A 12,548-nucleotide genomic window follows, 5' to 3' on the forward strand; every position below is an offset into this window, starting at 1 on the left:
CATCACAGGCGGCTTCAGGCATCTCCGTACGCTTCACCGCCGAGCTCCAGTCCCGCCGTCCCCGCCGTGGCATCGGCCAGCCAGGATCGGAAATCGTCGATGTCGGCGTCGGGCAGCCCGATCTCGATGGTGACGGCCTCCCCATACCGCACCTCGCGCACATCCCGCCCGGTCGCCCGCAGATCGTTCTCCAGTTTGCCCGCCCGCTGGTGGTCGACGGTGACGGTGGCCAGCCGGAAGCGCTGCCTGGTGAGGGTGCCGAGCGCGTCCAGGGCTTCGCCGACCGCCCCGCCGTATGCCCTGATCAGCCCGCCCGCGCCGAGTTTCACACCGCCGTAGTAACGAGTGACGACAGCAACGACATAACGGACTTCTCGCCGCAGCAGCATCTGCAACATGGGTACGCCCGCCGTGCCGCCCGGTTCACCGTCGTCGCTCGCCTTCTGCACGGCGGCGTCGGCACCGATGACGTACGCGAAGCAGTTGTGGGTGGCGGTCGGGTGCTCCTTGCGGATGCGTGCGACGAAGGCCTGCGCCTCCTCCTCGGTGGCGGCCGGGGCGAGCGCGCAGATGAAGCGCGATCTGTTGATCTCGGTCTCGTGCACGCCCTCGCGGGCGACCGTCCGGTACTGCTCCTGCATTCCGCCACCCTATGCGCCGCCCGGAGGGGAATGCTCCGCGCCGGCCGCCCGTTGTCCCGGGCATGTACGCAGACGCAGAGACGATCCGCAGAATCCTTACCTCGACGGGCGACACCTGGGCGGTGGTCGGCCTGTCCAGCAACGAGGCGCGGGCCGCACACGGGGTCGCCGACGTCCTCCAGCGCTACGGCAAGCGCATCGTGCCGGTGCACCCCAAGGCCGAGACGGTCCATGGCGAGCAGGGTTACGCCGCGCTCGCCGACATCCCCTTCGAGGTCGATGTGGTCGATGTCTTCGTCAATTCCGGCCTGGCGGGTCCGGTCGCGGACGAGGCCGCCGCGATCGGCGCGAAGGCGGTCTGGTTCCAGCTGGGTGTGATCGACGAGGATGCGTACGAGCGCACCCGCGCGGCCGGTCTCGACATGGTCATGGACCGCTGCCCGGCCATCGAGATCCCACGGCTCGGCTGAGCGCCGACCAGCGGAGGGGGAACCGCATTTGAGCACGATCCACAGCGCCGGGCAGCTGGCCGCGCAACTGGCCGGGCTGGGTGTCGAGCCGGGCGGCGTCCTGATGGTGCACGCCTCGCTGCGCACGGTGGGCGCGGTGGAGGGTGGTCCCGTGGCTGTGGTCCACGCCCTGCGCACGGCCCTCGGTCCGCAGGGCACGCTGGTGGTGCCCTCCTTCACCACGGAGAACTCCGACACCTCCCCCAGCTACCGGGAGCGGGTGCGCGGTCTCGGCGAGAAGGACCGGGCGGCCGTACGGGCGAGCATGCCGCCGTTCGACAGGGCGGCCACGCCCGCACCGCTGATGGGCGCGCTCGCCGAGACGGTCCGGCTGTCTCCTGGGGCGCTGCGCAGCGGCCATCCGCAGACATCGTTCGCGGCGCTCGGCCCACGCGCCGGGCGGATCGTCGCCGACCACGACGCGGACTGCCATCTCGGCGAACGGTCGCCGCTGGCCCGGCTGTACGACGTGGGGGCCCAAGTGCTGCTCCTGGGTACGGGATTCGACACCTGCACCGCCTTTCATCTCGGCGAGTACCGGCTGCCGGGGCCGCCGATGCGCAGCTACCGCTGTGTGGTGTCCGCGAACGGCGGACACCGGTGGTGGGAGTACGAGGACGTGGATCTGGACGACAGCGATTTCGCGGCTCTCGGGGCGGACTTCGAACGCGGCCCGAGCGGCTCAGACGTACGGACGGGTCCGGTGGGTTCGGCGCACAGCCGACTGCTGCGCCTGGTCGACGCCGTCGACTTCGCGCAGGGCTGGCTGCGGGAGCACCGGACGGCGCGGGCGGTGCCGCCGACGGGCTGAGCAGGGGGCCCGCGGAACCCCATCGGGGTTGTGGGGGGTGTATACCAAGCCCCCGGCGTGCGCCCATACTTGCCGCACATCGGTCCTCGTACGGGGGAGGCACCAGTTGGGCCAGCTGATTCGCACCCGGGACGGCCGCGACCTCGCGGTGGAGCAACGCGGTAATCCCCGCGGCAGACCCGTGTTCCTGTTGCACGGCACCCCGGGCAGTCGGCTGGGACCGGCTCCGCGCAGTGCCGTGCTGTACCGGCTGGGGGTGCATCTGATCACCTTCGACCGTCCTGGGTACGGCGCTTCGGACCGTTTACCGGGGCGGCGGGTGGCCCATGTCGCGGCCGATGTCGAGGCGATCGCCGACGAGCTGGGGTTCGGTGAGTTCGCCGTCGTCGGACGGTCCGGCGGCGCGCCGCACGCACTCGCCTGTGCCGCCCTGATTCCGGAGCGCGCCGTACGGACGGCGGCGCTCGTCGGCCTGGCGCCGCGGGACGCGCAGGGCCTCGACTGGTTCGAGGGCATGACCGAGTCCAATGTCCGCGAGTACGTCAACGCGGCGGCCGGGCATCACCAGCTGACCGCCGCGCTGGAGTTCCGTACGGTGACGATCCGGGCAGACCCGACGGGCTCGGTCGCCGATATGCGCCGCGGACTGCCGGAATCGGACCGCGAGATCGTCGCCGACGCGGGCATCCGGGCCATGCTGGTGCGCAACTTCGCGGAGGGGCTGCGCAGTTCCGCGGACGGCTGGATCGATGACGTCATGGCGTTCAGTACCGACTGGGAGTTCAGGCCCGAGGACATCAGCGCACCGGTGCTGCTCTGGCACGGCGAGGACGACGTCTTCGCGCCGGTGCAGCACACCCGGTGGCTCGCCGAGCGTATTCCGGGTGCGCAGTTGGTGGTGGAGCGCGGAGCGGCGCACTTCGCGGCCCTGCGGGTGCTCACCCGCGTACTGAGCTGGGCCACTTCGTGAGCAGGCCGGCCCGCTTCGACGCAGACCGGCTGCCCCTCAGACCGGCTGTGGTTCGAGGTCGCGGTTGACGCGCCGCCAGGCGCGGGCCGCCTCGGTGATCGGATGCTCGATGCCCAGCTGCTTGGCGGTCAACTCGAGAACCTGAGCCCGCAGCTGCCTGCTCTCCTCCTCCCGGCCGGCCGAGCGCAGGGTGATCGCGAGATTGGACCGGCAGGCCAGTACATCCGGGTGAGTCGGCTTGTACCGCCGCAACAGTCCCTCCAGTGCGGCGCGTTCCCACAGCTCGGCCCGGTCCTGCTGACCGAGGTCGCCGTAGGCGTTGGCGAGGTTGATCGCGGTGCACAACGTGAAGGGATGACGCGCTCCCAGCGCTGCCTCGAGCGCGGTACGGACGAGTTCGCCGGATTCCGCCGCCTCTGCCGCCGCACCGAGGCCGCGCTGGTAGATGGTCACATTGTTGCGGCAGGCCAGCGTGAAGGGGTGGTCCTCGCCCAGCGTCTCCCGGTACCCGTCCAGGATCTGGTGGGCGAGATCCAGGGCCGCCTGCTTGTCGCCGACCGCCGAGTAGTCGGCGGCCAGATTGAGACCGCAGGCGAGGGCGTCGGGCACCTTCGTTCCGTACCGCTCCCGGTAGCGGCTGTACGTCTCCTCGGTGATGCGCTTCGCCTCGTGCGGGTAGCCGGCCTTGCGAAGGGAGACCGCGAGGCTCTTGGCGGTACGCAGCACCTCGGGCACATCCGCGTTCAGCACCCGCTCGAACGCGGCCACCACCTCCCGCAGGACCTGCACGGAGGACTGGTACTCGCCGGTCTCCCGCAGGTCACGGGCGAGATGCCCCTTGGTCGTCAGGGTGAATGGATGGTCCACACCCAGCAACTCGCTGCGGCGCTCCACCGTTTCCTCGTCCAGCCGTCGCGCTCTCTCGCTGTCGCCGGTGAGCCGGTAGTCGATCGCGAGGTTGTTGGCCGCGATCAGGGTCCGCGGATGGTCCTCCCCGAAGATCCGGCGTAATCCGCGGTAGATCCGCTGGTCCCGTTCCAGCGCCTCGTCGAACCTCCCGAGGGCCCGCAGATCAGCGGCCAGGCTGCCCGTGGTGATCAGAATGCTCGGGTGGTCGTCGTTGGGGTGGGTGTCGTGGAGCACACGGGTCTGCCGGGCGAGTGTGTCCTCGTCCATTTCGCGGGCCTCTTGGTACTTGCCCTGTGCCCGCAGCGCGTTGGCGAGTTCGAAGCGGATGTTCAGGGTCTGGAGGTCGTTCTCTCCCAGTTCACGGGTCCAGGTCTTGTTCAGCTGCAGCCCCAGCAGCCGGGCGCCCTCCAGTTCACCGCGCTTGAGCAGATAGCGGATTCGGTCGACCATCAGCTGCCGTACGTTCTCCTCGTCGCAGTCCGCGATACCGGACGGACCGAGATGGGGCCAGATCAGGTCGAAACTCGGCCAGCTCTTGGGGTCGTTCACCGGATTGTCCCGTTCCACCTCCTCCGCCGGGCGGGCCTCCGCGAGCACGCGGTGCACTTCGTGCTTGGCCAGATCCTGTTCCTCCGGCGTGAGTCCGGCCCGGACGGCCGCCTGCACGAGCCGGTGGACCTGGATGCTGCTGTCCGCCGGGTCCACCTTGGCCAGTGCGAACCGGTTCAGCGTCTGGATGACCTTGCCCAGCATGTACCTTTCGCGAAGGTCGGGGTCGTAGGGCAGGAGCGACTGGAACATGGAGTCACTGCCGATGAGCTTCATCGAGATCGGCTCCGCGGAGAAGAAGGAGCAGAGCTCCAGCAGCCGCACCGCCGCCCTGGACTCCTTGCGGAGCCGCGCGATGGAGATGTTCCAGGTCGCGCCGATCTGGTCCTCGGGGTCGCCGAGGGACAGCACTTTGGTGCTCTGCTCCCTCAGCTGCTCCACATAGGAGTCCACCGGAGTGGCCGTCTCGGCGAGCCAGGCGGCAGCCACTTCCACCGCCAGCGGGAGGTCACCGACGGCCTCGGCGACCCGGTCGGCGTCCCGGGCAGGCAGTTTCGACACCCTTCGGCACAGGTGCTCCACGCTCTCGGCGCGGGTGAAGACCTCCACCTCCATCGGTTCCAGCCGCGTCGACACCGGCTTGTTGCGGCAGGTGGCGAGGATATGGCCGTAGACGCCGTCGGACAGCGGGCCGGTCTCCTCGGGCAGCAGGTCCAGCGCCCGGTCGAGATCCTCCACATTGTCGAAGATCAACAACCAGCGGGAGTACGGCACTCCGCGCCGCAGTGCCAGCAGCGCCGCCTGGGCCGCCTCGGCGACCACATCGCCGGCCCGCAGATCCAGCTCGGTGGCCAGCTCGGCAAGCGACGAAACCACTCGGTCGGGCTGTTCCGCCTCCACCCACCACACAAGGTCGTAGTCGGCGCGGAATCGGTGCGCGTACTCTCTGGCCACCTGCGTCTTGCCCACGCCGCCCAGCCCGTACAGGACTTGGGGGAACCGCCGGGCGGAGCGGGTGTCGCCGCGCAGCTGGTCGCGCAGCCGGTCCAGTACGGGAGCACGGCCGGTGAACCAGGCATGGCGGGGCCGCACATTCCACACCTTGGGTACGGCCCCGGGGTAGCGCACCCCGGAGTCCGTGTCCGTCGGCAGGGGCGAGCCGGCCCGATCCCCGCGGTCCAGCGCGGACAGCAGCGCCGTGGCCGCGTCGGCCTCGTCCAGCCGCACGAGGTCGACGACTCCCCGGCTGCTGATGGGCAGACTCAGCCGTACGTCGCCGACGCGTATCGGGAGCAGCTGACGGCGGCTGCCGGAGGAGTCGAGGCTCATGAACGACTCCCAGAGGTTCCCGGCCCGGCGCGAGCTGAGGAAGGCCTGCGAGACCACGGGGAGCACGCGGTACGCCCCGCCCGACGCGAATTCCCTTTCGACCAGGGCCGGATCCGCCGAACGGACGTCCACGGACATCACCTGGACTCCGTCGCGGGTGAGCACCCATTCCAGCCAGTCGGCCCACATCTGGTCCTCGGCCACATACGGCACCACCACATTCGCCGGCGGCACCGGCCGTCGCCGCGTATAGGCCGCGACATGTGTGAGCCGTTCCGCCTCGTCGATCGGCGGCAGCGTACTCACCAGCCCGTCGGTGAGCACGGAGGCCAGCCGCTCGCAGGCGGTGAGCATCGAGCTGGAGATGTTCGGAGCGTCTCCGAAGGTCGCCAGAATCTCTTCGTAGGCATAGAACGGGCGGTACGGAACCTCCACCGATCCCCAGTAGTTGGCGAGTTCGTCTCTGCTCAGTCCGGCGGGAAGCCCGGGAAAGCTCTCCCTGGCCAGCGCCCGTCCGGCATCGGCCTTCTCCTTCTCGCCGTCGTCGATCCGCATCGGCACCGGCAGAATGCGGATGCGTTTGTCGTGGAAGCGCTCTTCGATGTCCCGGGCCACCGCTGAGGCACCGTCGATGCTCTGGTCGCTCAGGGTGAAGCAGACCACCAGGACCTGCGGCATCTGAACGGTACAGATATCGGCGATATCGCTGAGTCCGGTCCTGCTGTCGATCAAGGTGTAGTCGTAGTGCCGGCGCATGTCCGCGCGCATGGCGTCGAAGAACTGGCCGCCTCCGAAACGCTCGTAGAAGTCGTCCCAGTCCATCCTTCCGACGGTCGACGAATAGTCACGATTGCGCCGGCCGGCGGAGAGGAAGTCCAAGCTGCCGCCTTGCGGGAAGGCCCAGTTGAGGGAGGTCGCATGTGGCCTGACCCGCGCGTATTCACGGTGCCAGTCGGGTTCACGCTCCGCCGCCCGCCGGGCCTCCTCCTGGTATTCGGTGATCAGATTGATCAGCCCGGGAGTGGCCTCCAGGTCGGAAAGATCGAGGAACGGGTGGAAGAAGCGGTGCAGTCCCGGTGCTTCCAGGTCCCAGTCGACGGCCAGTACCCGATAGCCGTTCGCCGCCAGGATCCAGGCGACATTGGCCAGCGCCATGGTGCGGCCCGTGCCGCCCTTGTACGAGTAGAAAGTGACAATGGTCCCTTGACGGTTCTCCGTCATGACGACCCCTCCCCGTTGTCGGCGTTGTCCTTTGCCTGGTCACCTGGACGAGCGGTGGATGCGCGAACTCCGGAGCCGTAGCCGATTCCCGACGGAAGAACGCGTGGGATCGGATCGCTGGGGCCTTCCGGCGGATAGGTCGGCGCATGAGCCGCGTAGTGTCTGCCCGCCGCGTTCACCGCGCCCGGCAGCTCCTGGCTGAAGGCCTCCAGTGTGGGGAGACCGCCACCCGGTGACCGATGGCCGCCGCTCTCTTCCGGCCGGGGCGCCAGGGACTCCTCGGTCGCCGCACGTAACTCGTCCTCCCGCTGCCGGGACACCGGGTCCTCGCGGTTCCAGGGGATCATGACGCTGATCCACGGCCGCTCCTCGGCACACAGCCGCCGCACCAGTTCTCTGCGGTGCGGGGAGTCGAGGGCCCAGCGGTCCAGCAGCAGCAGTCCTGGCGCCTGCGGCGGGCCCGGGGCCAGCAGCCGCTCGGCCTCGGCCTCGAACTCCCCGACGCGCACCCGGTAGTCCAGGTTCCGGACGAGATCGACGGCGTGGTCGGCGAGCGGCCTGGACGATTTCGGATGGTACGGATTCCAGTCGCGCGGGCGCGGGCCGTAGCAGTCGGGGCCGCGGTCCTCCGGGAGATCCGACCGGGAGCAGGCGAGTACCGAGACCTCCATCTCCCGTGCCGGTCCGGGCGGCCCGAACGCGCTCGGCATCGCGCCGTAGTCCTGGTGCGGGTCGCCCTCGGTGATACGGGTCTGCTCCGCCACGCTGACTATGCGCTTCGCCAGGAGGTAGACCGCGCGCTCGTACTGGTCGCGGAGGTATCTGAGCTTGATCAGCCCGTAGAACCCCTCGTCGGCGTAGTCGTCACCGAAAGCCGCATGGTTGAACTGCAGCCGCTCCGCGGGCTGCGGCAGCTGCCTGGCCGGTATCGGCACCCAGAGCGCCGGAACGATCCCGCTCACCGAGCTGCCATTGCTCCGCGCCTGGTGGTGCGCCGCACGCGTCGAGAACACGAACCATTCCCGGCCGCACTGCTCACTGAGGAAATAGCGTGGCGAATAGAGCGGCACAAAGACCCTGCAGGAGGCCAGAGCCTCCGAAAGCCGCTCCTGCCATCCTTCGCCGGGCTGCATCTGCTGGTCCATGAAACCGGCCGGCACCCCGGCCGGAAGCGACGTCAGCTGCAGCACATGGGCGCACAGATCACGGTAGAACCTCTCCACCCAGATGTTCGGGTCTTTGTCCTTCGGATGATTCTTCGGCGTATGCGCATAGCTGAGGAAGAAGTACGGTTCCGCCCCAACTCCCCCTGCCCCCATGGCTCCAAGCACCAACGTCTCCCCCGGTCCATGTGGATGGATCCTCAGTGTAGGAAACGTCGATTACTCGGCGGAACAGCGCGAACACGCCTGCTCCTCAAGGGGTCACGTTCCGGGCCTGCCAGTCGGCGCGATGGGACTCGGCCGCGCGCCGAGCCTCGGACAGGGCGTCAACCGAGACCGGTTCCGCCGACCACCCCTGCGCCGTGCTCGCCATCCCTGCCACGAATCGCTCCCCGAGAGGCGTCAGGACACCGGACGTGGCCAGCACTTCGACCGCCTCGGAGGTCTGCTGCCGCCAGCGGGCGAACTGCGCCTCCGCCGTTCGCGCCGCTTCGCCCTGCGCCGTGTGCCGCCGTACGCGCCAGAAGTCCGTCACCGCGATATGCGCGTACGTCCCCTGGATCAGCCCGGCCAGCGGTCTTGGATCGCCCCGCCACGGGGCGTAGAACGTCCGGGTGTCCGCGGGATCGTAGAGATCGTGACTGTCCAGTACCGCACCCAGCTTCACATGCTGGAATTCATGGACGATGAGCAGCGCCAGCAGATCCGGGGAATCGGGCCGGGCCGCCCCGACCGCGCCGAAGGCTTCTCTGGAAGCGGCACTGACATCGCTGCCGTCCGGTGAGTGCAACGGTGTGATGGCCCGGAGACCGGCGGCCACGCCCGGCGCGTACACGGGCAGTTCACGCCGGATGAGCGACCATGCCTCGGTCAGGTCCTCCGCCCACATCTTGGCCTCCCCCGGGGAGAGGCGGGGCGCGACGGGCCATTGATGGGAGTCGCGCAGTGGGTCGGTGTCCTCCAACGCCACCGTCCAGCCGGGCAGTTCGACCAGTCGTACGGGCTGCCAGTGCGGAGTGAGTCCGTCCACCCCTTCGTCCCACCCGATCCACAGCTCACGACCCGCGGCCCGCACGGAGAAACCGTGGGCGCCCGCGGTGACTTCGGCGTGGTCCGCACGTGTGGTGAGTGACACCGAGCCGAGGCCGGGAAGGCGAAGCATTCCCTCACGCAGCGGGACGACGACAGTGTCGCCGCGCCGGGCCCGGAGCGCAGCGGCAGCGGCGAGCTCCGCAAGGCCGCGCACGACGGTCGCCGGTGCCGAACCCTCCAGGATTCGCAGGGCCCATGGCCGCAGATAGGGATGAGCCACCACCGCGTCCAGCGCGTCGGGCGCGGCTGCATCAAGCTCGATCAGCAGCTCCCCGGCCTGCGCGGCGATGCGGTCGGCCCGGGGGGCATGCTCCAGCACGGCCGCCAGCAGATCGCCGTTGAACTCGAGTTGAGCGGCCGCCAGCCGCCCCACGACCTCCTCGCCACCGAAACCGGCGGCCAGCTCGTCGAGATCACCGGTGTGAACGGAGAGGCCGGTGTCCGCCGGCCGCGCCGGGGCGGAGGCTTCCCTGTCACGGATGTTCATAATGAGTTCCATCAGGTCGGGGCAGAACACGGAGGGATTGTCGAAGCCGCTGCCGCTTCGATAGCGATGGGCGTAAAGGCCTCCGCCGCAGGACTCGACCACCGGGCAGGCACGGCACTCCTGGCTCAGCTGCTCGGCTCCCTGCTGGCGGGCCAGCATTCCGGGGTGGCGCAGAACCTCGTCAAGAGAGTGCGCAAAGACGTCCATACCCGTCACAGGGGCGCCGTCGTAGGCCGTTTTGAGGCTGTCGGCCTGCTCGAATGTGCCGTCCGTCTCGATCACCACGAGATCCGCCGGCGCCAGCCCCAGGGATTCGGTGAGACTGCTTTCACCGCGCAGCGTGCGCAGTACGGAGTCGAAGATCCGCACGGGGACCGGCCGGCCCGCGTCGTCCCAGCGCCGGTAGACGACATCCAGCCAGTCCGCGTAGGGAGTCGCCGATCCGTCCGGGCGGGGCGGCGGTGCGTCCCAAGTCGCGTGCGGCAGGAGGAAGTCGAGACGCGGTGGGTCGAGAGCGACCAGAGCGTCGTACACGGCCACCGGATCATTCTCGACATCGATCGTGCACAGCAGCCCGGCGAACAGGTGTCTGTATCGGGGCTGATTCAGCAGAGCGACCGCACGCAACACCTGCGGGTGGCTGCTGCGGCCGTCGGCATAGCGGCGATGACGGTCGTTGGAGGCCTTGTCACCGTCCAGGGAAACGCCGACCTTGATGCCTAATTCAACAAAAAGATCACAAAACTGCTCATTGAGGAGGACGCCGTTCGTGTGAATCCTGAGGTCGAGCGCGCTGACACCGCGTAACGCGCGCCGGAGCTCCTCCGCCGCCTTCCGCAGCCGGCCGGGACCGGCGAGCAGCGGCTCCCCGCCATGGAGCACCACGTGGACCGTCGGCAATCGGTGAGCCCTGGCGTGTTCGGCGATCCGGTCCGCCGCTTGCTCCAGAACAGCTTCCGGCACCGCCTTGGGCCGGCCACGCCAGCTCGTATCCGCGTGTTCGTACACATAACAGTGGTCACATGCAAGGTCGCATCGACTGTGCACCTTGAGTACGAACTGCGTAAGAGCTGGCAATGGCCGGTCCATGATGTGGATCTATCCGGCCACTCAGATCGAAGACTGGAAGGTCGCGACCACCGGACTCGACCCCGTACCGGTCGACAGCAACCGACTGACAGTCGCCGGCAGCTCCCTGCCGTGGACGGGGGCCCGCTTGGCCAGCGGCACACGAGAGGCCGCCTGCCGGAGGGGTGCGGGCCCGGGCCTACCGGCCGCGGAGACAAGAGCGGTGTTCATTGAGCCCCTTTTCGGGTGAGTGACATAGACGGGCGCCAGTGCCCGACATGGAAATACGACCCACCCATCCCATTTTGCACAAATTCGGGCTTTTCGGGCGGACTGCCTACGCGCGATCCCCCCGGAGCCAGAACGAAAGTCGACGGTCTCAGGTACGCCGGCACCCGCACAAGCCACCCTTTCGGTCGACCCGTCCGGACGCCAACCGGCCCATCTGTCGCATTCGGCGTACGCCACTCAATCACACTGCCCGGTGGGCCGAGAGCAGGGAATGGGTGACCGTAGACAGAATCCCTCGAGCTCGTCAAGGATGGCTACTCTTCGGCGAGTTCGGCAAAAAAATGGTGCTGGATCGAGATCTTCAGCCCCTCCTCCCGCGCCGGCTAGACACCCAAGCCCGCGAGAACCACCGCTCCCGGAAGCGCCGCGAAGGCCTTGCCGGGAACGATCAACTTGCCGCGTCGCCGCCCACTGCCGATCAGGACCCACTCGGTATCGACGACGGCCGAGTCCACCAGCAGCGGCCAGTCGGCCGGCAGCCCGATCGGTGTGATCCCGCCGTACTCCATACCGGTCGCCCCGGTCGCTGTGTCCATGCAGGCGAACGAGGCCTTGCGTGCGCCCAGTTGCCGGCGTACGACGCCGTTGACGTCGACCCGCGTCCCCGAGAGGACGACGCAGGCGGCCAGCGTGGACTCGCCGCCACGCTTGCCCGCCACGACCACACAGTTCGCCGACTCGTCGAGCAGCTCCTGCCCGTAGTGCTCCACGAAGGCCGCGGTGTCAGCGATCTCCGGGTCGGTGTCGACATAGATCAGCTGCTCGAGGGGGACATCTCCACTCCAGCGGCTGATTGCGTCGACGACCGGCCGGGGCAGTAGGCCGAGACAGTCGACGGCGGCCCGGGCGTCGTCGAAGCTTCCGATGGGGGCGCGCATGCATGCAACGCTAACAGCCGTCGTCCCGCCCGCGATTGGCCGTCTCAGCGTACGGGTGGGATGGAGACCGCCATGGTCATCTCGACCGTCTCCTCACCGTCGTTGCGGTAGGCGTGCGGCACGTTCGCCTCGAAGGTGGCGGAGGTCCCCGCCGGCAGGGAGTGCGGCTCGCCGTCGACGAGGAGGGTGAGCTCGCCCGCGGTGACATGGAGCAGCTCGACCGTCCCGTCGGGATGTGGATCGGAGGCGCTTTCGTCGCCCGGCATCAGCCGCCAGGCCCACAGTTCCAGCGGCCCGCGGCGCTCGGTACCGACCAGCAGCGTGGTGTAGCTGCCGGTCGAGGTGGACCACATGCGTACGGCCTGCTCCGGAGGTACGACGCGGACCTGCGGGCCCTGCTCGTAATCGAGGAGCGTGGTGATGCTGACGCCCAGAGCGTCGGCGAGTTTCACAGTCGTCCCGACGCTCGGATTCGTACGCGCCTGCTCAATCTGGATGATCATGCCGCGGCTGACCCCCGCCCGAGCGGCGAGGGCGTCGAGAGTGAACCCCCGCTCGCCGCGCCAGCGCTTGAGATTACGGGCGAGCGACTGCGTGAGCTGGTCGAGGTCCGACACTTTCCGTCCAATA

Annotated in this window: 9 protein-coding genes; 3 read left to right on the forward strand and 6 right to left on the reverse strand. The window is 68.8% G+C overall.

Annotation, left to right across the window (positions count from 1 at the left end):
- Window positions 1-14 precede the first annotated feature (14 nt).
- Complete coding sequence (locus OG966_RS06245; RefSeq protein WP_326648424.1) at window positions 15-641, reverse strand: YigZ family protein; 627 nt, start codon at window positions 639-641, stop codon at window positions 15-17.
- 62 nt (window positions 642-703) lie between these two features.
- On the opposite strand from OG966_RS06245, the gene OG966_RS06250 reads away from it, so the two are divergent.
- From OG966_RS06250 to OG966_RS06260, 3 genes are all read left to right on the forward strand, one after another.
- Complete coding sequence (locus OG966_RS06250; protein WP_326648425.1) at window positions 704-1,111, forward strand: CoA-binding protein; 408 nt, start codon at window positions 704-706, stop codon at window positions 1,109-1,111.
- Window positions 1,112-1,139: 28 nt separating this feature from the next.
- Entirely contained in the window at window positions 1,140-1,961 is an 822-nt protein-coding gene (locus OG966_RS06255) for an aminoglycoside N(3)-acetyltransferase (protein WP_326648426.1), read from the forward strand.
- Window positions 1,962-2,067: 106 nt separating this feature from the next.
- A complete protein-coding gene (locus OG966_RS06260; RefSeq protein ID WP_326648427.1) occupies window positions 2,068-2,931 on the forward strand; it encodes an alpha/beta fold hydrolase in 864 nt (287 codons plus the stop codon).
- Between the two features lie 36 nt (window positions 2,932-2,967).
- Here the strand turns inward: OG966_RS06260 and fxsT are convergent, their stop codons facing one another.
- The 5 genes from fxsT to OG966_RS06285 all read right to left on the reverse strand — a co-directional run bounded on the left by fxsT (window position 2,968) and on the right by OG966_RS06285 (window position 12,535).
- Window positions 2,968-6,939, reverse strand: a complete 3,972-nt coding sequence (gene fxsT, locus OG966_RS06265) for an FxSxx-COOH system tetratricopeptide repeat protein (protein ID WP_326648428.1) — start codon at window positions 6,937-6,939, stop codon at window positions 2,968-2,970.
- Window positions 6,936-8,270 (reverse strand): TIR-like protein FxsC, encoded by a 1,335-nt coding sequence (locus OG966_RS06270; protein ID WP_326648429.1) that lies wholly within the window; start codon window positions 8,268-8,270, stop codon window positions 6,936-6,938. Before OG966_RS06270 ends, fxsT begins: the two co-directional genes overlap by 4 nt.
- A gap of 85 nt (window positions 8,271-8,355) precedes the next feature.
- Window positions 8,356-10,770: an FxsB family cyclophane-forming radical SAM/SPASM peptide maturase gene (locus OG966_RS06275; protein WP_326648430.1), complete on the reverse strand. Its 2,415-nt coding sequence runs from the start codon at window positions 10,768-10,770 to the stop codon at window positions 8,356-8,358.
- A 593-nt stretch (window positions 10,771-11,363) separates the two neighbouring features.
- Window positions 11,364-11,918, reverse strand: coding sequence for a YbaK/EbsC family protein (locus tag OG966_RS06280; protein WP_326648431.1), 555 nt, complete (start codon window positions 11,916-11,918; stop codon window positions 11,364-11,366).
- Window positions 11,919-11,962: 44 nt separating this feature from the next.
- Window positions 11,963-12,535, reverse strand: coding sequence for a helix-turn-helix domain-containing protein (locus tag OG966_RS06285; RefSeq protein ID WP_326648432.1), 573 nt, complete (start codon window positions 12,533-12,535; stop codon window positions 11,963-11,965).
- Between the last annotated feature and the right edge of the window lie 13 nt (window positions 12,536-12,548).

Origin of the sequence: Streptomyces sp. NBC_01750 (genome assembly GCF_035918095.1) — a bacterium.
In the GTDB taxonomy this organism is placed as follows: domain Bacteria; phylum Actinomycetota; class Actinomycetes; order Streptomycetales; family Streptomycetaceae; genus Streptomyces.